Source organism: Sphingomonas sp. DMC6 (assembly GCF_056314225.1).
Window position 1 is genome coordinate 137,056 of the sequence record NZ_JBQUYT010000006.1, and the last position, 19,546, is coordinate 156,601.

Annotated in this window: 17 protein-coding genes; 7 read left to right on the forward strand and 10 right to left on the reverse strand. The window is 65.9% G+C overall.

Annotated features, from left to right (window positions below):
- The first annotated feature begins 54 nt into the window (after positions 1-54).
- From cysD to ACT53M_RS15100, 5 genes are all read left to right on the forward strand, one after another.
- Entirely contained in the window at positions 55-990 is a 936-nt protein-coding gene (gene cysD, locus ACT53M_RS15080; protein WP_476234359.1) for a sulfate adenylyltransferase subunit CysD, read from the forward strand.
- On the forward strand, positions 990-2,903 hold the full coding sequence (gene cysN / locus ACT53M_RS15085) for a sulfate adenylyltransferase subunit CysN (RefSeq protein WP_476234361.1): 1,914 nt from the start codon (positions 990-992) through the stop codon (positions 2,901-2,903). Before cysD ends, cysN begins: the two co-directional genes overlap by 1 nt.
- Entirely contained in the window at positions 2,900-3,619 is a 720-nt protein-coding gene (locus ACT53M_RS15090) for a 3'(2'),5'-bisphosphate nucleotidase CysQ (RefSeq protein ID WP_476234362.1), read from the forward strand. The genes cysN and ACT53M_RS15090 overlap by 4 nt, the downstream gene beginning before the upstream one ends.
- Before the next feature lie 324 nt (positions 3,620-3,943).
- Positions 3,944-5,707 carry a PAS domain S-box protein gene (locus tag ACT53M_RS15095; RefSeq protein WP_476234363.1) on the forward strand — a complete coding sequence of 588 codons (1,764 nt, stop codon included), beginning with the start codon at positions 3,944-3,946 and terminating at the stop codon, positions 5,705-5,707.
- Entirely contained in the window at positions 5,704-6,060 is a 357-nt protein-coding gene (locus tag ACT53M_RS15100; RefSeq protein WP_476234364.1) for a response regulator, read from the forward strand. Before ACT53M_RS15095 ends, ACT53M_RS15100 begins: the two co-directional genes overlap by 4 nt.
- Positions 6,061-6,106: 46 nt before the next feature.
- Here ACT53M_RS15100 and ACT53M_RS15105 read toward each other — a convergent pair whose 3' ends face one another.
- On the reverse strand, positions 6,107-8,893 hold the full coding sequence (locus ACT53M_RS15105; protein ID WP_476234365.1) for a TonB-dependent receptor: 2,787 nt from the start codon (positions 8,891-8,893) through the stop codon (positions 6,107-6,109).
- Positions 8,894-9,125: 232 nt separating this feature from the next.
- Here ACT53M_RS15105 and ACT53M_RS15110 point away from each other — a divergent pair, with 232 nt between their 5' ends.
- Complete coding sequence (locus tag ACT53M_RS15110) at positions 9,126-10,364, forward strand: histidine-type phosphatase (protein ID WP_476234367.1); 1,239 nt, start codon at positions 9,126-9,128, stop codon at positions 10,362-10,364.
- Between the two features lie 6 nt (positions 10,365-10,370).
- Here the strand turns inward: ACT53M_RS15110 and ACT53M_RS15115 are convergent, their stop codons facing one another.
- From ACT53M_RS15115 to glmU, 5 genes are all read right to left on the reverse strand, one after another.
- Positions 10,371-11,540, reverse strand: a complete 1,170-nt coding sequence (locus tag ACT53M_RS15115) for a glycosyltransferase (protein WP_476234369.1) — start codon at positions 11,538-11,540, stop codon at positions 10,371-10,373.
- Entirely contained in the window at positions 11,540-12,316 is a 777-nt protein-coding gene (locus ACT53M_RS15120) for a DUF2334 domain-containing protein (RefSeq protein WP_476234371.1), read from the reverse strand. Before ACT53M_RS15120 ends, ACT53M_RS15115 begins: the two co-directional genes overlap by 1 nt.
- Positions 12,317-12,551: 235 nt before the next feature.
- On the reverse strand, positions 12,552-14,375 hold the full coding sequence (glmS, locus tag ACT53M_RS15125; protein ID WP_476234373.1) for a glutamine--fructose-6-phosphate transaminase (isomerizing): 1,824 nt from the start codon (positions 14,373-14,375) through the stop codon (positions 12,552-12,554).
- Positions 14,376-14,593: 218 nt separating this feature from the next.
- Positions 14,594-14,905, reverse strand: a complete 312-nt coding sequence (locus ACT53M_RS15130) for a hypothetical protein (protein WP_476234375.1) — start codon at positions 14,903-14,905, stop codon at positions 14,594-14,596.
- Positions 14,902-16,254: a bifunctional UDP-N-acetylglucosamine diphosphorylase/glucosamine-1-phosphate N-acetyltransferase GlmU gene (glmU, locus tag ACT53M_RS15135; RefSeq protein ID WP_476234376.1), complete on the reverse strand. Its 1,353-nt coding sequence runs from the start codon at positions 16,252-16,254 to the stop codon at positions 14,902-14,904. The genes ACT53M_RS15130 and glmU overlap by 4 nt, the downstream gene beginning before the upstream one ends.
- Before the next feature lie 79 nt (positions 16,255-16,333).
- On the opposite strand from glmU, the gene ACT53M_RS15140 reads away from it, so the two are divergent.
- Positions 16,334-17,008, forward strand: coding sequence for an HAD-IA family hydrolase (locus ACT53M_RS15140; RefSeq protein ID WP_476234378.1), 675 nt, complete (start codon positions 16,334-16,336; stop codon positions 17,006-17,008).
- On the opposite strand, the gene ACT53M_RS15145 is transcribed toward ACT53M_RS15140, so the two are convergent.
- From ACT53M_RS15145 to ACT53M_RS15160, 4 genes are read right to left on the reverse strand one after another with little or no spacing between them, the layout of a single operon-like run.
- Positions 17,005-18,012, reverse strand: a complete 1,008-nt coding sequence (locus ACT53M_RS15145; RefSeq protein WP_476234379.1) for a nucleotidyltransferase domain-containing protein — start codon at positions 18,010-18,012, stop codon at positions 17,005-17,007. The genes ACT53M_RS15140 and ACT53M_RS15145 overlap by 4 nt on opposite strands.
- Complete coding sequence (locus ACT53M_RS15150) at positions 18,009-18,860, reverse strand: HprK-related kinase A (protein WP_476234381.1); 852 nt, start codon at positions 18,858-18,860, stop codon at positions 18,009-18,011. The genes ACT53M_RS15145 and ACT53M_RS15150 overlap by 4 nt, the downstream gene beginning before the upstream one ends.
- Entirely contained in the window at positions 18,848-19,126 is a 279-nt protein-coding gene (locus ACT53M_RS15155) for an HPr-rel-A system PqqD family peptide chaperone (protein ID WP_476234382.1), read from the reverse strand. The genes ACT53M_RS15150 and ACT53M_RS15155 overlap by 13 nt, the downstream gene beginning before the upstream one ends.
- A gap of 19 nt (positions 19,127-19,145) precedes the next feature.
- A complete protein-coding gene (locus ACT53M_RS15160; protein ID WP_476234383.1) occupies positions 19,146-19,532 on the reverse strand; it encodes a hypothetical protein in 387 nt (128 codons plus the stop codon).
- Between the last annotated feature and the right edge of the window lie 14 nt (positions 19,533-19,546).

Below are 19,546 nucleotides of genomic sequence, written 5' to 3' on the forward strand. Positions count from 1 at the left end.
CCCTAAACAATAACTAGATCGCGCAAGCGGGTTGCGCTTTTTAGAGGCAGCTTCATGCTGCACATGAGCACCATGGAACCCGCAACGTCCCTTTCTCCGCTGACGCACCTGCAGCGTCTCGAGGGCGAAAGCATTCACATCCTGCGTGAAGTCGTCGCCGAGGCCGAACGGCCAGTGATGCTCTATTCCGTCGGCAAGGATTCGGCGGTGATGCTCCACCTGGCGCGCAAGGCCTTCTACCCGGCGCCCCCGCCCTTCCCGCTGCTCCACGTCGATACGACCTGGAAGTTCCGGGCGATGTACGAACTCCGCGACCGCGCCGCGCGGGCCGCGGGCATGGAGTTGCTCGTCCACCAGAACCCGGAAGCCAAAGCACGCGGTATCAATCCGTTCGACCATGGCGGGCTTCACACTGATCTTTGGAAGACCGAAGGGCTGAAGCAGGCGCTCGAGGCCCATGGATTCGACGCGGCGTTCGGTGGCGCCCGGCGCGACGAAGAGAAGAGCCGCGCCAAGGAACGCATCTTCAGCTTCCGCACGGCCTCGCATCGGTGGGATCCGAAGAACCAGCGGCCCGAGCTGTGGCGGCTTTACAATGCCCGCAAGGCCAAGGGGGAGAGCATCCGCGTCTTCCCGCTCTCCAACTGGACCGAGCTCGATATCTGGCAATATATCCGCGCCGAGGCGATTGAGATCGTCCCGCTCTACTTCGCCGCGCCCCGCCCGACAGTGCAGCGCGACGGCATGCTGCTGATGGTCGACGACGGTCGCTTCCGCTTGCACCCAGGCGAAGTGCCCGAATTGCGCTCGATCCGCTTCCGCACACTCGGCTGTTACCCGCTCACCGCCGCGGTCGAGAGCCACGCCGACACGCTCGACGCAGTGATCCAGGAAATGCTGCTGACCACCACCAGCGAACGCCAAGGCCGCGCGATCGACCACGACCAGGCCGCGAGCATGGAGAAGAAGAAGCAGGAGGGGTATTTCTGATGACGGCCTATCGCCCCGATGCGCTGATCGCCTCCGACATTTCCGCCTATCTCGCCCAGCACGAACACAAGTCGTTGCTGCGTTTTCTGACCTGTGGATCGGTCGATGACGGCAAGTCCACGCTGATCGGCCGGCTGCTCTATGATTCGAAGCAGATTTTCGAGGATCAGCTCTCGGCACTCGAATCCGATTCGAAGCGCGTCGGCACCCAGGGCGAGGCGATCGACTTCGCGCTGCTGGTCGACGGCCTTGCCGCGGAGCGCGAACAGGGCATCACCATCGACGTCGCCTACCGCTTCTTCGCGACCGAGAAGCGCAAGTTCATTGTCGCGGACACGCCCGGCCACGAACAATATACCCGCAACATGGTCACTGGCGCCTCGACCGCCGATCTGGCCGTAATCCTCATCGATGCGCGCAAAGGCGTGCTCACCCAGACCAGGCGGCACAGCTATCTCGCGCATCTGCTCGGCATCCGGCATCTGGTGCTCGCGGTGAACAAGATGGACCTGGTCGGCTATGACCAGGCGGTGTTCGACACCATCGTCGCCGACTATGGCGAATTCGCCCGCTCGATCGGCATCGCGGCTTTTACCCCGATCCCGATGTCGGGCTTCAAGGGCGATAATGTGACCACCCGCAGCGGAGCCATGCCGTGGTTCTCCGGGCCGATGCTGCTCGACCATCTCGAAACCGTCGTGGTCGATGCAGAGGCAAACCGCGCCAAGCCGTTCCGTATGCCGGTGCAATGGGTCAACCGGCCGAACCTCGATTTCCGCGGCTTTGCCGGGCTGATCGCCAGCGGCACCGTGCGCCCCGGCGATGCGGTGCGTATCCTGCCATCGGGTCGCACTACCCAGATCGCCCGCATTGTCGCGATGGGCGGCGACCGCGCGGCGGTGAGCGCTGGGGAATCAGTCACGCTCACGCTCACCGACGAAGTGGATTGCTCGCGCGGCGACATTATCGCCGCAGCCGACGCCCCACCCCAGGTCGCCGACCAGTTCAAGGCGACGCTCGTCTGGATGGACCAGACCGAGTTGCTGCCCGGCCGCGCCTATTGGATGAAGCTGGGCACCCAGACGGTCAGCGCAGTCGTGCGTGCGCCAGAATGCGCCATCGACGTGAACACGCTGGCACGCGCCTCTGCCAAGACCCTTGCGCTCAACGATATTGGCATTGCGGAGGTCGCCACTGACCGGCCGATCGTCTTCGAGCCCTATGCCGAAAGTCATGATCTGGGCGGATTCATCCTGATCGACAAGCTGACCAACGCGACGGTGGGCGCCGGAATGCTGCAGTTCGCGCTGCGCCGGGCGCAGAATGTCCACTGGCAGGCGATCGAAATCACCCGCGAGGCGCACGCCCAGCAAAAGGGCCAGCAGCCGCGCCTGCTCTGGTTCACCGGTCTGTCCGGATCGGGCAAATCGACCATCGCCAATCTGGTCGAGAAGCGGCTGTACGCGCTGGGCAAGCACAGCTTCCTGCTCGACGGCGACAATGTCCGCCACGGGCTCAACCGCGATCTGGGCTTTACCGATCAGGACCGGGTGGAGAATATCCGCCGCATCGGCGAGGTCGCGAAGCTGATGACCGATGCCGGACTGATCGTGCTCACCGCCTTCATTTCCCCCTTCCGGGCGGAGCGGGCGATGGTACGATCGCTGATGGCCGAAGGCGAATTCTTCGAAATCTTCATCGACACGCCGCTGGAAATGGCCGAGGCGCGGGATGTGAAGGGGCTCTACAAAAAGGCACGCAGCGGGCAGATCGCCAACTTCACCGGCATTTCCAGCCCCTATGAGCCGCCCGTGAATCCCGAAATCCATATCGACACCACCCGCACCACGCCCGAGCAAGCCGCCGAGCAGATCGTCGAGGCGATCATGGGCGTGTGGAGCCCGGTTCTGTGAACGACGCCGAGCTCGCCCATGCCATTGCCGACGAAGCCGGCGCGCTGCTGCTGGCGATCCAGGCGGATTGCGCCGGCGGCGCGCGCGGCGACCGCGAGGCGAATGCGCTGATCCTCGATCGACTGCGCGCCGCGCGACCGGAGGACGCAATCCTTTCGGAAGAATCGGCCGATGATCTCGCACGGCTCCACCGGCGCCGCGTCTGGATCGTCGATCCGCTGGACGGCACGCGCGAATTTGCCGAGCGCCGGGAGGACTGGGCCGTACATGTCGCTCTCGCCATCAACGGCGCCCCTGCCGTGGGCGCGGTCGCCCTGCCTCGGCTGGGCGTGACGCTCAGCAGCGATGCGCCGCCGCCGCTATCGCCCGCACAGCAACCGCCGCGGATGCTGGTCAGCCGGACGCGCGCCAGCCGGCTGTGCGCCGATGTCGGTGCGCGACTGGGCGCGGTCCATCTTGGCATGGGCTCCGCGGGCGCGAAGGCGATGGCGGTGGTGCGCGGCGAGGCGGAAATCTATCTCCACTCGGGTGGCCAGCACCAATGGGACAATTGCGCTCCGGCGGCGGTTGCGCTCGCCGCCGGGCTCCATGTGTCGCGCATCGACGGCACCCCCATCGTCTACAACCAGGCCGAAACCAGCATCCCCGATCTGTTGATCTGCCGCCGCGAATGGGCGGAGCCGGTGCTGGCGGCGGTGGCGGTCTGCGCACCCTAGGATCAATGCGTATCGGGCATGCCCGGAATAAACAGCGCGCCCGGAATCGCTTAGCAACAGTGTTGTCGGCGCAATCGCCCCCCGAAACGCGCCGGCGAGTATATGCGTTAGCATGCACCTTCCTTGTCAGGCGGTGCTTGCGACCCTCCCGGGGAGCAGGTCGGCGCTGTTGCCAGATCCCCAGACGGCTTCCGCCTGCATCCCCGGGAATGCATTGCCAGATGATGGCCCAGTTCCTCATTTCGGCGGGTTTTCGGTTGCGTCTCCGAACGTTACATTTAGACCGGCGGCCATGACGGCCTGCCCCCGCCCGTTGCAATGATCATGCAGCCCCCCGCGACCGAACCGCCCCCGGCGCATACGGACGAGTTCCACCTGATCGCCGACAGCGCGCCGGTCGCCGTGTGGGTCACGCGGCTGGACCGGCAGCGCAGCTTCGTGAACCGCGCCTATTGCGCGTTTCTTGGCCTGCCCTATGCCGACGCGCTGGCCTTCGACTGGCGCACCATCATCCACCCCGCCGATGCTCCGCGGGTGCTGGCGCAATCCATAGCGGGCGAAGCCAGCCTGCAACCCTTCCAGCTTGAAGGACGCTATCGCAATGCTGCAGGCGAGTGGCGCTGGCTGCATTCCACGTCCGCACCCCGTTGGGACGCCGAAGGGCGGCATATCGGCTTTATCGGTGTTGCCCATGACGTGAGCGACGCCAAGCGCTCAGAAGAAGCGCTGCGGCGTAGCGAGGAGACGCTGCGCCTCGCCACCGAAACCGCAGGGATGGCGACGTGGGAACTCAACCTGCAAACGATGCGGGGTCTGTGGTCTCCCAATCGCTTCGATCTGCTCGGCATGGCCCGCACTGCCGACGGCACCGGCAGTTTCGATGACTGGCTGACACGCATCCACCCGCAAGACCGCGCCATGGCCGAGGCGCATGCGCGCCGCTGCTTCCGCGACGGCACCCATTACACAATCGAATATCGCATCGTCCGCCAGAGCGATGGCCGGGAACGCTGGCTCCAGAGCCATGGCAGCCGGATCGATTATGCCGACGAGCGGCCCAGTCGGTTCGTCGGCGTGTCCTTCGACATTACCGATCGCAAGAACGCTGAAGCGGAACTTCGCGCGAGCGAAGCGCGTTTCCGGACGATATTCGAAGAGGCGAATGATTTTCTTGTGACCACCACGCTCGATCAGGTGATCACCGCCGTAAATCCGGCGGTGCTTGCCGCCCTCGGCTATCACGAGGACGAAGTGGTGGGGCGCGCGATCGCCGATTTTCTGGACGATCAGGATATTGCCCTCAGCCGATCGGCGCTGGCGCAGAAGTTGATCGGCGGCGGCACGACGCGGCTCACGCTGAACGTCCGTGCGCGCAGCGGTGGCCGCCAGATATGGGAAATCAACGCGCGCCTGGCCACCGATGCGGTCGGCATTCCGACGGGTTTGCACGCGATCGGCCGCGACGTGACCGAGGCGAAGCGCCATGAAGCGCATTTGCGGCTGCTGATCGACGAGTTGAACCACCGCGTGAAGAACACGCTGGCGATCGTGCAGGGCATCGCGCAGCAAAGCTTCAAGGGCGACGGCGACCCCGCGCGTGCCCGCGAAGCGTTTGAAGGGCGGCTGGCCGCCCTGTCAGAGGCGCATAATTTGCTCACCCGCCAGCATTGGGGCGCAGTGTCGATGCGGCAGATCCTAGCCGATGCGGTGGCGCCGCACGGTGGCGACGCGGGGCGGTTCGTGCTCGAGGGCCCGGACCTGACGCTGGAGCCGAAGACAGCGATCTCGCTGGCGCTGGCCGTGCACGAACTCACCACCAACGCGGTCAAACATGGTAGCCTTTCGACTCCGCAAGGGCATGTCACCATTCGCTGGAATACCGAGGAACAACAGGGTCGTCGTCGGTTCCGGATGGTGTGGAGTGAAAAGGGCGGCCCGGGGGTGGAGCCGCCCAGCCGGCGCGGTTTCGGCACACGCATGATCGAGCGCGGGCTGGCCGCGGAACTGGCCGGCACCGTGTCGATCGATTTCCGGTCGGAGGGTATTGTCTGCACCATCGACGCGCCACTGCCCGAGACGGCAGAATGAGCGACAGCGCCGCCATGCGGGTGCTGATCGTCGAGGACGAGCCAGTCGTGGCGATGTGCCTCGAAGACATTCTGGACATGCTCGGCTTCTGCCCGGTAGGGCCCGCCGCGCGGCTGGCGGAGGGGCTGGCGCTGGCCGACGAAGCGGCGCTGGACGCGGCGATCCTCGATATAAATTTGTCCGGCGAACGAAGCACACCGATTGCCGAGGCACTTCGCCGACGCGGCGTGCCCTTTGCCTTTGCCAGCGGCTATGGTTCGCCGCCCGAAGGCTTTGCCGATGATATACCGCTGTTGCGGAAACCCTATCGCCCTGATGATGTGGCGGGCGTGCTCAACCGGCTGCTGGGATAGAATGACCCCGGCGGGCGGGCGAACCCGCCGCGCCGGGGCGCTTCGATCAGAAGCTGTAGGAAAGATTGAGCATGTAGGTGCGGCCCACTTCGATATAGCCGCCCGAACGGTCGACCGAGAGCAGACCCTTGCCCGAGCCATAAGTCGCCCAATAGGCGTGGCTGTTCAGTACATTCTGCACCGACACGCCGGCCGTCAGACCGTTGTGGAAGGTGTAGTTTACCGACGCATTCATGTTCGACGAGGGCTGGAGATAAGTATCCGGCTGCGGATCGCGCACGTCGATCAGCCGCTTGCCGGTGTACGAATAGTCCAGTGCCCCGGCGATGCCGCCATGATTGTAGAACAGACCGGCATTGAACATCAGTTCCGGCGCGTTCGGCATCCGGCGGGTGGCGCGCTGCGTGCTGGTGACCTTGATGGTCGCCTCGGCATGCTGCGCGGTCACGCTGCCCTGCACACCCAGACCGTCGAGCATGCCCGGCAGGCCCTTGGGGCTGTAGCGGGCAAAGGCTTCGGCACCATAGACCTCACCCTTGCCGCTGGTGTCGAGCATGTTGATCGTCACGCCGTCAGGCCCGACCAGCCCCTGATCGGCCGGCAGGATGGTCGTGTCGGTCGACGTCGAGAACATCACATTGGTCAGGCGCTTGTAGTAGAGCGCCACCGAGAACAGGTCGCTGCCGGCCCCCTTCTTTTCGAACGAGGTGTCGACGTTCCACGCCTGCGTTGCCTGCAGATTGGGATTGGCGACGGTGATCGACGTGAGCGTGCGGACAGGAACGCCGTTGACCGTCTGCGTATCATAGGTCTTCTGCGTCGGCCCGAGCAGCAGACCGAAGGGCGGCCGGGTGTAGCTCTTGCGCACCGAGAAGCGGTAGACGGTCAGCTCGTCGGGACGATAGGAGGCGATCAGGCTGGGCAGCCATTCGTCATAGGACTTGCTGCTGTTTGCGAAACCGCCGGTGTTGCCGTCCTGCGCCCAATAGGTTGCGCGGAAACGGTTATGCTCGAAGCGCACCCCCGGGATGACCGTCAGCTTGCCGAAGTCCAGATTGGCTAGCAGATAGCCGCTGGCGCGCTGTTCGGTGCCCTGGAGCAGGTTGCGCTGCTGCACGGTGGGATCGACCGTAGCGAGCTGGCTGAGCGACAATTGCCGCGCCTGACCTTCGATGAAGTTGTGATCGGGAATCACGATCGGCACCTGCACCCCATTGCGCATGAAGCCGTTGATGCGCGTGGTCGGCGCCTGGCTCAGCGTCGGGATCGCGTTGCCCGAGAAGTCATATTCGAGCGATTCGTCGATGCTGTTCGAATCGCGGTCCGACGATTCATACTTCGCCCCGGCCCGGATCGAGGTCAGGCCGCGATCGGCGAGCTTGTAGGTCGCGTCGAAGCCACCCTCACCCTTGGATTCGGTGGCATGCTCGAACTGCACGATCGAATAGACTTCGCTGTAGTTCGCCAGATTGTTGAACGCCGCCGCAGCGCCGCTGTCGAGCACGACCTGCGGATTGATGGGGTTCGGTGCCTGGGTGACGAGGCGGAAGGTGGCGACGCCGGTGCTGTTCGGGCCGATATAGGCCGGGGTCTGATACTTGGCCTGCAGGCGGAACGGATAGGTCGTCTTGCCGCGCGAATAGGCGCCGTAGAAGTCGAGCGTCATGCGCTCGCCCAGCCGGGCCTCGCCGCCCAGCTTCGACACGATCATCTGCTGGTTGCTGTGCTCGGTGCGGAAGTAATTGCTGGCGCCGGTGCCGTAGATGGCAACATAGCCGTTGGCGTCGTAATTACCGTTGCCGGGGTTTGGATTGACCTGGCCCGATGAGAGGCTGACCTGACGGACCGCCACCTGGTCCATCCAGCTCTTCAGGCGATATTCGCCATAGGTGGTGTGCGAATAGAGATCGAGATTATCGCTCTTCCAGTCGAGGTTCAGCGTGCCGCCGAACCGCTCGATATTGTTCTGGAAGACGTTCCACTCAACGCCGCGCGGCATCAGGTTGTTCAGATTGTCGCGCAGCTTGCCGCCGATATTGTTGTTGTAGAGCAGATAGTCCTTATGCAGCGCGACGGATTCGCTGTAGACATTCTTCTTGCCGTAGTAGGCCGAGGCATAGACGCCCAGATTGCCGAAGCGCTGCGCAGTTTCGATCTGCGCGGCACCGCCCCAGGGATCCTGATCGCGTGCGGCGGCGCGGCCGGCGACCTGGCCCTGCAAGCGGATCTGGACATGATGTTCGGGCAGATCGAAAGCGGTGGCGGGACGGAAATCGATCACGCCGGCCAGCGCATCACCGTCTTGCGAAGCGGTCGGCGCCTTGTCGACGCGCACCTGCGACAGCGAGAAGGGCGACAGGACGTTCATCGAAATCGCGCGCGTATTCTCGTCGGTCTGGGCCAGCCGGACGCCATCGAACTGATAGGCGTTGTAGGTGGTGTCGAGGCCGCGGATCGTCACATATTGCGATTCGCCGGTCGCGGCCGCGTTGTAGGTCTGGTCGACCGAGGCGCTCAAACCCGGCAGGCGCGTGAGCAGATCAGCGAGGTTCTGCTGGGGCTGGGCGCGCAGTTCTTCACCCGAAACAATCGTGACCAGCGATTTGTTCTGCACCTGATCGGTCTGCGCCTTGGTGATCGCGACGCGGCGACCCTGAATCACGACTTCCGACTGCGAGTCCTGGTCCGCTTCCGGTACCGTTACCGACGACGTCGCCGTCGCGCCATCGCGCGTGTTCGGGCCTTCAGCCGCCCAAGCATTTCCCGTTACCAGCGCAGCCGTACCACAGCCGAGCAACAGGCGCGCAACGCGCCCGATCACATTGTTCTGCATGATGACCCCTTTGGAATCGCTTGCCTTTTGTAAGGTTCGCCGGAGCCGTTAGTCCCAAGATGCTGCGCCGCGACGACCAGCCTGTGACAGTTCAGTAACATCGTTGTGGCAACTTTGCTGCGTCGCAGCAATTTCCAATACAATTCAATGGTATAGACCAAATATAAAGAATTGGCATTTTTTTGGTATCATTCGTCACGACACCGTCACGGCTTGGGACTACCCGTCCTCCATGCCGAAGCGCTCGCTGCCCGCCCGTTCGATCCTGTTCCTCGCGCCCCTCCTGGCCTTGTTGGGCGTCCCTGCACCGGCGGAGGCCGCGCGCGCCGCCGCCGCCCGCATTGAACGCATGGTCCTCCTGATGCGGCATGGCGTGCGGGCGCCGCTCGACAGCGAAGTGCCGGCGGGCACGCGCGCCGCGCAGCCTTGGCCGCGCTGGAGTGCTCCCGCCGAGCAAGTGACGCCGCACGGCGCGAAGGCCGTGGTTGCACTGGGCCGCTCCGACCGCCGCTGGCTCGCGAATATGGGCGTCCTGCCGGCACAAGGATGTCACGGCATCGAGACGGTGCGGATATGGACGAACACCGCTGATCGGACGGTTGCCACCGGCCAGTCCTATGCGGAAGGGCTCGCCCCCAACTGCACGCTGGCGATCGGCCATCGCCCGCCCAGCGAGACCGACCCGCTGTTCGAGCCGCTGAACGCCGTCCCCAAGGGCTTTGAGGCCGCCCGGGCGGTGGAATCGATCAACCATTATCTCGGCAGCGCTACAGCGCAGGTGGCACGCCACCGCGCCGCACTGGCGCTGCTGGAGCGCGTACTCGCCTGCCCTGCCGGGCCTTGCAGCCCGGAGCGCCCCGCCTTTGTGCAGGTCAGCCGCGAGGGGCGCGGCATCGATGTCAGCGGCCCGATCCGCGATGCATCGGGCACCGCGCAGGTACTGATGCTGCAATATCTGGAGGGCATGCCGGCCGCGCAGGTGGGCTGGGGCCGCGCCGATCCCGCCACGCTCGTCCGGCTGGGCACCGTCCACGCCGCACTGTTCGATATCTACAGCCGTCCGCCCTATATGGCCGCTTTCCAGACCGCGCCGACGGTCGACCGCATCCTTGCCGATTTCACGGCCCCGTCCGCCCCGGCGCTGGACGTGCTGGTTGGCCACGACACCAATGTTGCCGCGCTGGCGGCCGTGCTGGGCGTGAAGGTGCAGGCACCGGGCTTTGCCGCAGGTGATCCCTCGCCCGGTGGCGGGCTGGCATTGGCGCTGGTGCGGCAGGCAGGTGGCGGCAAGGCCGTGCGGCTCTGGTATCGTAGCCAGAGCGCAGCCGGCATTCGTGCGGGCAATGGCGCGGCGGTGTGGATGCCGCTGGCGATTCCGGGGTGCAGCGAGGGACGGATGCACCTGTGCCCGCTGCCGCGCTTTATCGCCCGGCTGGAAAACGCAACCGCGCCGGCGCGTCAGCCCGGCTAAGCCGGCTCAGGCCGCGTAGGCGAGCTGCGTGCTGCGATAGGCGGCGAACAGCTCTTCGAAATGCGTGTCCATCGTGCGGGTGCCCTCCGCATCCGCCGTCGCGCGCAGGCGATGAAACACCGGCGTGGTTTCGACGAAGCGCACCAGTGCGTCGCGCAAATCGGCTGCATCGGCGGCGCGATAGAGCGCCCCCTGACCGGATACGAACTGGTCGGCCGCCCCGCCGCGATCCGGGACGATCAGCGGCAGGCCGCTGGCGCGCGCCTCGGCAGCGACCATGCAGAAGGTCTCTGCCTCGCAGCCATGCACCAGTGCGTCAGCACTGGCGAGCACGCGCGCGAGTTGCTGCCGGTCACTGGTCGGCGCGAAGAGCTGGGCATGCGGGTTGCGCCCCATTGCCGAGAGCACGCGCGATTTGGCCGTGCCGGCGCCGATCAGGATCAGCCCGACCGGATGCTGGACGCCGGCGGCCTCGGCCGCTTCGATCACCATCGGCCAGCGCTTCTCCGCCGCCAGCCGGCCGACCCCGATAAGCAATGTCGCTTCCGGCCCCAGCCCGCAGCTTGCCAGCAATTCGGCGCGCAAGGCCTCGTCGCGCAGCGAAGGCGAGAAATAGCCGGGCTCGACACCCATCGGGATCGTCACGGCCTTTTGCAGCCCACCCTCGGCCAGCCGATCGGCCAGGTCGCGGCCCGCCGTAACCACCAGATCGAAGCCCTCGTCGAGCCGCCGCAAATGCTGCCAGAAGGACGAGAAGCCCTTGTCGATCGTCTCGCGGTTGGCGATCGTGCCGAACCAGCGATAGGCATAGGCCGCCAGCGGATCGGCATGCATCACCAGCGAACGCGGCGCCGCGCCCTGCCAGCGGGCCACCATCGAGGCACTGCGCCAAGGCGAAGACGCTTCGACGAAATCCGGTTTCCACTTGTCGAGCGCGGCGTGGAGCAACGGCTCGTCGTCGAAATAGCGATAGCGCCGGTCGAGCGGGAGCAACGGCGCCGGAATCGTCGCCAGAATGGCACCATCGCGCTGTTCGAGGATCTCTTCGCGCTCGCCCGGCGCAAGGATGATGATCTCATGACCCATTGCCGGCCCGGTCGCCATCTTGCGCCGGACATAGGTTTTTACGCCGCCGCCATAGGGGCTGTAGAAAGCGCAGACGTCAAGGATGCGCATCAATGCGTCTCCAGCAGCTCGCGATATTGCCCGAACCGGCCGCCACGGGACAGCGAAGCAAGCGTCTTGTCAATACTGGTGATCAGTGCCGGTACCGTCACGTCACCCGGATGTACCCCCAAACGCATGGCGGGGCGGCGCGGCAGCAGCGCCCGCGCCAGCGCGGCCACCGCAAGCGACGAAGCGATCCGGCTCTTGCTGCGACTGGCCCAGGTGATCACCGGCCCCTTGGCCAGAATGGCGTCATTGCGCTGGGGCGACCAGACGCGGAAATGGTCTTCGGCGAGCGTAAAGCCGCAATCGCGCGCCGCCGCACGCGCGCCTTCGCCATAGAGCCAGGCCGGGGCGATAAAGCCCGTCACCGGGCGCCCGATAATGTCCTCGACCAGCGCCTTGCCGCGCTCCATCCGGTCGCGGGCAGTGGCGTAATCGAGGCCGAGAAACTCACCCTCGCCCGCCGTCATATGCTTCGCCTTGAAGCGCGCGGCAGCAGAGGCATGGTCGGCCACGTCGCGGTGGAACCAGCCGTGCAGGAACATCTCGATGCCCGAATCCGCCCAGGCGCGCAGCCGGGTAGCAAAGGGGCTGCCGGGCACCAGCGGTGCCTCGCCCCAATGGTCAGGCACGACCAGCATCGCATAGCGCGGGGTGCCGATATGCTTCAGGAACAGGTCGGCGAGCCGATCGACCGCAGCCTCCGAACGCGGCCCGACATCGTGGATCGATGCGAGCAGGCTGGGGCCTTGGGGGCCGTGGAGGCGATCAGGTGCGGACATCGGTGGTTCTTTGCTGCAGGTGCGAGCGATATAGACCGCCGGAACGGGGCGGCAAGCAGGCCGAATTTCGACTTTTTCTAACACTTTGTTTTACAACGATTAAACGCCGCAAAAACCCTCTGAAGGGGAGAAGGCCATATTTCGGCAGCGGGGGCCAGTTGGACTTACCTGCCCTTCCTCCCCCGACCCCTCCCGCAAGCGGGAGGGGTCGCATGCAACAAGCGCCGCGCTTACGTCACTCCACCGTAACCGACTTCGCCAGGTTGCGCGGCTGGTCGACATCCGTCCCCTTGGCGACGGCGACGTGATAGGCCAGCAACTGCACCGGCACCGCATAGACGAGCGGGGCGATCAGCGGGTGGACCTTGGGCATGGTGATGGTCGCCATGCATCCCTCGCCCGCAGCCTGGATGCCGTCATAGTCGGAAATCAGCACCACCTTGCCGCCGCGCGCCTGCACTTCCTGCATGTTGCTGACAGTCTTGTCGAAAAGCGGCCCAGACGGCGCGATCACGATTACCGGCACGGCATCGTCGATCAGGGCGATCGGCCCATGCTTCATCTCACCGGCAGCATAGCCTTCGGCGTGAATATAGCTGATTTCCTTCAGCTTCAGCGCGCCTTCCAGCGCCAGCGGATAATCGGTGCCGCGCCCCAGATAAAGCACGTCACGCGCGCTGGCGATGACGCCCGCCATCGCCTGGATCGATTCGTCATAGGCCAGCGCGGCGTTGAGCGAGGCGGGAGCTTCGGCCAGATGGCGGACGATGCGGCGCTCCTCCTGCTCGTCCAGCTTGCCCTTGGCGCGGGCCAGGTTCGCCGCCAGCGCGGCCAGCACCGCCAACTGGCAGGTAAAGGCCTTGGTAGACGCGACGCCGATTTCCGGGCCGGCATGGGTGGGCAGCAGCAGGTCCGCCTCGCGCGCCATCGAGCTGGTCGGCACGTTCACCACTGCGGCGATCTTCTGCCCCTCGCTGCGCGCATGACGCAGCGCGGCGAGCGTGTCGGCAGTTTCACCCGACTGGCTGATGACGATCATCAGCCCGCCTTCTTCCATCACCGGCGCGCGATACCGGAATTCGGACGCGACATCGAGGTCGACCGGCACGCGCGCGAACTGCTCGAACCAGTATTTGGCGACCATGCCAGCATAGAAGCTGGTGCCACAGGCGACGATGGTGACGCGCTTGATAGTGGACAGGTCGAAATCGGGGATCGGCAGCGTGACCTTTTCCTCCATGCGCTGGAGGTAGGACCGCAGCGTCTGGGCAACGACGATCGGCTGCTCGTAAATCTCCTTCAGCATGTAATGCCGGTGGTTGCCCTTGGAGATCAGCTCGCCGGTGACGCCTGAAATCGTGACCGGCCGCTCGACCGGATTATTTTCCCGGTCGAAGATCTGTGCGCCGTCCTTCGTGATGACGACCCAGTCGCCTTCCTCCAGATAGGCGATGCGCTGCGTAAGCGGTGCCAGCGCCAGCGCGTCGGAGCCCAGATAAGTCTCGCCGTCGCCATAGCCGACTACCAGCGGCGAGCCGAGCCGCGCGCCGACCAGCAGGTCCGGATGCTGGCGAAACAGGATGGCGAGCGCGAAGGCGCCGTGCAGCCGGGGTAGCACCTCGCGCACGGCATCGGCTGGCGCCATGCCGGCCTCTACCTTCTCGCTGACCAGGTGGGCGACGACTTCGGTGTCGGTTTCGCTTTCAAACTTGCGGCCGCGCGCCGTCAGTTCTTCGCGCAGCGCCTTGAAGTTCTCGATAATGCCGTTGTGGACCAGGGCCACTTCACCGGTGGCGTGCGGGTGCGCATTGTTGGTGGTGGGCCCCCCATGCGTCGCCCAACGCGTATGAGCGATGCCGGTGGTGCCGGGCAGCGGGTTGGTGGCAAGTTCCTTGCCGAGATTTACCAGCTTGCCCGAAGCGCGGCGGCGCTCGATCCGGCCGTCAACATCAGTGGCGATGCCTGCGGAGTCATAGCCGCGATATTCCAGCCGCTTGAGCCCCTCGAACAGGCGTTCCGCGACGTCTTCCTTACCGACGATTCCAACGATTCCGCACATGGCATCAGCCCTCCTGCACGCGCCCTAGCTCAGGCAAGCGGCTGCCGCTAGGGCGCCACCGCTGTCGCCAGGCTGAACGATCGCACTGGCGAAGCGCATTCATTGCCACCAACTTTAGCCCCGGACCGCACCGCAACCGACCCATGTGCACGCCACTAAAGTTTATGAAGTTTAGGGTATAGCGCAAAAAATTTGGCGCGCGGCGCAACGATCACGCATCAATGCGGAAAGTTGGTGTCGACGAATACGCGCGTGAATTCGCCGGGATCCGGTTCATGCCCCTGCGCCTCGCGAAAGCGGACCGCGCCCTTTTCCCACACTTCGCGGATGGCGCCGGCAACGCCATCCGGAAACTGCATCTTTTCCGCCACGATCGCGCGCCACGGCGCAGCGACGCCGAACGTTACCGCAAGCTGCGGCTCGATCGCGGTAAGCGCCGCATCGCTGGCGGCGTCGAGATGGCCGATCGAATCGAGCACATAGCAATCGAGCAGCTTGAGGAACGGCTTGTCGGTGTAACGATCGGTCATTTGGCGGCCTTTCGTGCCTTCATCTTGGCACGAAAGGTCGTGGCCCAGCCCGGTTTCGTCAATGTCTCGGGGCGCGTGACGGCCAGCGCATCGCCCTCGACATCGCGGGTGATTACCGAGCCGGCGCCGATGATCGCGCCGTCGCCGATCGTGACCGGCGCCACCAGCGCGCTGTTCGATCCGATGAAGGCGCCTGCCCCGATCTCGGTCTTCTGCTTCAGGAAGCCATTGTAATTGCAGGTAATAGTACCCGCGCCGATATTGGCACCCGCGCCCACGCTGGCGTCACCCAGATAAGTCAGGTGGTTGGCCTTGGCGCCTTCGCCCAGCACCGCATTCTTCAGCTCGACGAAATTGCCGACATGCGATCCCGCGCCCAGCACCGCGCCGGGGCGCAGCCGCGCGAACGGACCGACACTGGCGCCCGCCTCGATCCGGGCACCCTCGATATGGCTGAACGCGCGGATCACCACGCCGTCGTCCACCGTCACGCCGGGGCCGAACACGACGTTCGGCTCGATCGTGACGTCGCGGCCGATCTGCGTGTCATGTGCGAACCACACCGTTTCCGGCGCGATCAGCGTGGCGCCATCCGCCATCGCCCTGGCGCGGCGTACCTGCTGCCATTCCGCTTCGAGCGCGGCCAGCTCGCCACGACTGTTGACGCCGGTAACTTCGGTAGCGTCGGTTTCAATCACGGCCGAGGGCCGGCCGTCGCGGGCCGCCAGCATCACGATGTCGGGCAGATAATATTCGCCCGCCGCATTGTCGTTGGTGACGCGGCCCAGCAAGGCGAACAGGTCGCGCGCGCGCACTGCCATCAGCCCGGAATTGCACAGCGTCTCGGCGCGCTCTTCGGCGGTCGCGTCCTTGAACTCGACCATCTTGACGATTCGCCCGCTAGGATCAGCGATCACGCGGCCATAGGCGCCGGGGTCAGCCGGGCGGAAGCCGAGCACCACGACGGCGGGATTGTCGGTGCCGTGCAGCCGCTCAAGCATCCGCTGCATCGTCGCTGCAGTCACCAGCGGCACATCGCCATAGAGGATGACGACATCGCCATCGAAGCCGGCCAGCGCGTCCTGTGCCTGCAGCACCGCATGGCCAGTGCCAAGCTGCTCGGCCTGATGCGCGGTCTGCGCACCATGCGGGGCGATTGCTGCCTCGACCTGCTCGCGGCCGGCGCCCACCACCACCACTTCGCGGGCGGCACCCAGCGCCTTCACGCTGTCGATCAGGTGGAGCAGCATCGGCCGCCCGGCGATGGGGTGGAGAACCTTGTGGGTATCGGATTTCATCCGCGTGCCCTTGCCGGCAGCAAGAATGATCGCGGCAATCGGTGCAGTCACAAGGCGCCTCCCTTAATCCGCCCGGCCCCCTGCCACGGGACGATTGCCATTTCCAGACCGATGCTGTCTGGCGAGCGACATGCAGGATTTTCCCTTTGCGATCGTCGGCTTCGATCTGGACGGCACGCTGGTCGATTCGCTGGGCGACATCGCCCGGGCGCTCAACCATGTGCTGGCGTCGATCGGCCGCGTCCCCCTGCCGCTGGAGGCGGTGAAGCCGCTTACGGGGCTGGGCACGCGGCATCTGCTCGCGCAGGGACTGGCGATGACAGGCGGCGGTACCGAAGCGGAGGTCGAACGGCTCTATCCGATGCTGATCGCCTGGTATGACGATCATGTCGCCGAAGACAGCCGGGTCTATCCGGGAGTGATGGCAGCGCTGGGCGCGCTTGCGGGGCTGGGCGTGCGCTGTGCCGTGGTCACCAACAAGAACGAGTCGCTCGCGGTGAAGCTGGTCGCCGAACTGGGGCTGACGGATCGATTCTCGCTGGTGATCGGCGGCGATACGCTGGGGCCGGGCAAGGCCAAGCCGTCACCGGCGCCGCTGCAGGCGATGGTGGAGCGGCTGGGCGGCGGCCCGGCGGCCTTTGTCGGTGACACGCGGTTCGACGTGGAGGCCGCGCGGGCGGCGGGGCTGCCCTGCGTTGCCGTGGACTTCGGATTTGCCAGCGAACCGGCGAGGGCGCTGGGAGCCGACGCCGTGATCGGAGACTATTCGGCGCTGGTGCCCGCGCTTCGAAGACTGAGCTCCTAACCCGGCCGGTGGCCCTTGCGCCATTTGGTCCACAGATGCGACGCCAGCATCGCGGGCGGCATGCGCAGCCAGTGCGAGCGGATGTAGAAGCCCAGCCGCGTCAGCCGCCGCGTCGGCCGTCCCCACGCATCACGCGCCGCGAAGCAGCGCAGAAACAAGGGATCTGCGCTGTCCCAAACCTGCCAGCTTTCCGGAATGGCGGTGCCATAGAGCCTTGCCGCCTGCCGCGCCGCCCGAGCGACGGCCGGGCCCAGGCCGTGCCGTGCCGCCCGCGACTCCAGCCCCTCGGTGCCGAATTCGGTCAGCAGGCAGTGGATGTCCCACAGGTTCCGCATGCCCCCTGCCAGATCGCCATCGGCAAACATGTGCGCGGCGGCGTGGCACAGCATGTCGTGCGGCGAGAGGATCGCCAGCCCGTTCCCCAGCGGCACCGCATCGTCCAGCAGCGCCTTGGCATCCGGGCGGATCCGGGCGGTCAGCGGCAGGATGGTGTGATGCACGTCGATCATCCGGTCGCGCTCGCGGTGGATGAGCGGCGGCAGTTCGTGCATCCACCGCCGATAATAGGCATCGTCATAGGGATCGGGCTTCACCCATTCCCAGCCAGCGGCCAGCAGTGCGGCCTCGGCCTCCTCGATCCGATCGCGCGGCACTAGTATGTCCAGATCGCCGATCGCCCGCCCCACGCTGGGTGACAGGCCTGCCGCAGCATAGGCCGTACCCTTGAGCAGCACGACGGGCATCCCCGTAGCCGCAAGCGCGCGGCGTGCCATTTCCGCTTCCCACAACGCCGCCGTCCGCCCCTGCTCCGCCGATACGATGGCATCCGCCACCAGCCGTGCGGCGGGCGCCGGCATGGGCAGGCCCGACAGGCGGTGCGCGAGCGTACCCATAAGCTGCTCGGCGCGTGCCACGGCGAACAGGGCATTCCACTGCGCCGCCTCCAGTCCCTCCGCCCGGCCGGGGTCGCGCAGCACGGTAGCGAGCAGCAGCGCGGGGTTCATGCCAGCGCCTCCACCATCGCGATGGCGCTATCCGCGTCGGGATAATCGATCGCGCACGCCGGCACGCTCTGCACCAGCCGCGCCAGCGCGTCGAAGCCGCGTTCACCCAGCGCGACATAGTTGGTCGAGGCCTGGGTCAGCCGCACGAACGCTTCGCTGGGCAGCACCGGCCGCTCGGCTGCCGCAAAGCCGAAGCGCGGGAACAGGATCAGCGCCGGCACGGCGGGTTCGGCCATGGCGGCAATCGCGCGCGCATCGGGGACGAGATGGCGGATCGTCCCCTTGGGCGTCCCCGCCAGCACCGGTCCGAACCGCGCGTGCGGCAGCGCCGCCTCCACCACGCCGATAGCCTCGTTCTTCAGGCTGACGAGCCGCGGGAAGCCCAGCACCGCGCCGCTGTCCAGATCGACCATCGCGAATTCGTCGCCCATCAGCCGCCAGCCGCGCGCCATCAGCAGCGCCGCCAGCGTCGATTTGCCCGCGCCCGAAATGCCGGTCATCAGCACCGCCCGCCCGTCCCGCTCGACGGCAGAGGCATGGAGCAGCAGATAGCGTCGTAGCCCCAGCGCGACCTGCAGGTTCATCCCCATTTCCGCCGCGAGCAGCCCCTGTGCGAGCGGCAGCGGTGCCGCATCGGGTATCACGAAATCACCGCCGATATGAACCGACGGGCGCAGCAACCGCCGCCAGGGACGCACAGCGAACAGATGCACATTGAAATCGACAATGCCCGCATCCGGGCGCGGATAGTCGCGATAGAGCGACTCCAGCGCCACGACCGGCGCGCGCCAGTCGCTACGGATACGAAAGCCGAGCGTCCCGATGCGGAGCGTGGTCACATGGCGCATAGCCGCTCCACCAATCCCGCCTGCACCAGTTCGTCCAGCCGCACCGCCAGTGCCGCAGGATCAGCATCGGCGAGGTCATATTGCGCGGAAAGCCGCGCAAGCAGCGTCGGCAGGTCGAGCGGAGTCTCCCCAAGCGCGCGCAATATTTCCGGCACCGGCGCGTCGACGATATGGGTGATGCCTGAGGCGCGGTGGTACAGCAGCGTCAGCGCGTCGAGCGGCACGACCCGCAGAGTCGCCGGATCGGCGGCGCGATAGCGGATCATGGCAGGAGCGCGGCCCGCCTCAGCCGCGCGGCATCTGCAGCGAGGCGAAGCAGGTAAAGCCGCTGGTCCCGGCCTGCAGGCGGCGGATATAGTTGGTGTAGGCGCGGCTCGCCTCGGGCGAGGTGCCTGGAAGTATTCCGCCGGCCAGCGCCGTCTTCACATCCTGCGCCTTGAACGAAACGCCCGGCGGAGCATAGGCCCCCTTGGTGCCGGCGGGCACCAGCCTGCCGTCATCGGCGATATAGCTGCCGGCACGGCCGGGATCGGGCACCGGAATTTCGCAATGCATCACCGACGCGCTGGTCTGCGCCAGCGCCGGGCGGATCGAAACGATCGCCGTCGCGCCGACGGCGCCCAGCATCAGGGCCCGGCGGGTAGGGTTCGATCCGGACGGTTCATCGGCCATGCCCGCTTTTCCTG

Coding starts and splice junctions, on each gene's coding strand:
- ACT53M_RS15130 (WP_476234375.1), bottom strand. CDS start 14,905: ATGACCGATCGTTACACCGACAAGCCGTTCCTCAAGCTGCTCGATTGC.
- ACT53M_RS15100 (WP_476234364.1), top strand. CDS start 5,704: ATGAGCGACAGCGCCGCCATGCGGGTGCTGATCGTCGAGGACGAGCCA.
- ACT53M_RS15105 (WP_476234365.1), bottom strand. CDS start 8,893: ATGCAGAACAATGTGATCGGGCGCGTTGCGCGCCTGTTGCTCGGCTGT.
- ACT53M_RS15150 (WP_476234381.1), bottom strand. CDS start 18,860: ATGCGCCATGTGACCACGCTCCGCATCGGGACGCTCGGCTTTCGTATC.
- cysD (WP_476234359.1), top strand. CDS start 55: ATGCTGCACATGAGCACCATGGAACCCGCAACGTCCCTTTCTCCGCTG.
- ACT53M_RS15115 (WP_476234369.1), bottom strand. CDS start 11,540: ATGCGCATCCTTGACGTCTGCGCTTTCTACAGCCCCTATGGCGGCGGC.
- ACT53M_RS15110 (WP_476234367.1), top strand. CDS start 9,126: ATGCCGAAGCGCTCGCTGCCCGCCCGTTCGATCCTGTTCCTCGCGCCC.
- ACT53M_RS15120 (WP_476234371.1), bottom strand. CDS start 12,316: ATGTCCGCACCTGATCGCCTCCACGGCCCCCAAGGCCCCAGCCTGCTC.
- cysN (WP_476234361.1), top strand. CDS start 990: ATGACGGCCTATCGCCCCGATGCGCTGATCGCCTCCGACATTTCCGCC.
- ACT53M_RS15155 (WP_476234382.1), bottom strand. CDS start 19,126: ATGATCCGCTATCGCGCCGCCGATCCGGCGACTCTGCGGGTCGTGCCG.
- glmS (WP_476234373.1), bottom strand. CDS start 14,375: ATGTGCGGAATCGTTGGAATCGTCGGTAAGGAAGACGTCGCGGAACGC.
- ACT53M_RS15140 (WP_476234378.1), top strand. CDS start 16,334: ATGCAGGATTTTCCCTTTGCGATCGTCGGCTTCGATCTGGACGGCACG.
- ACT53M_RS15160 (WP_476234383.1), bottom strand. CDS start 19,532: ATGGCCGATGAACCGTCCGGATCGAACCCTACCCGCCGGGCCCTGATG.
- ACT53M_RS15095 (WP_476234363.1), top strand. CDS start 3,944: ATGCAGCCCCCCGCGACCGAACCGCCCCCGGCGCATACGGACGAGTTC.
- ACT53M_RS15145 (WP_476234379.1), bottom strand. CDS start 18,012: ATGAACCCCGCGCTGCTGCTCGCTACCGTGCTGCGCGACCCCGGCCGG.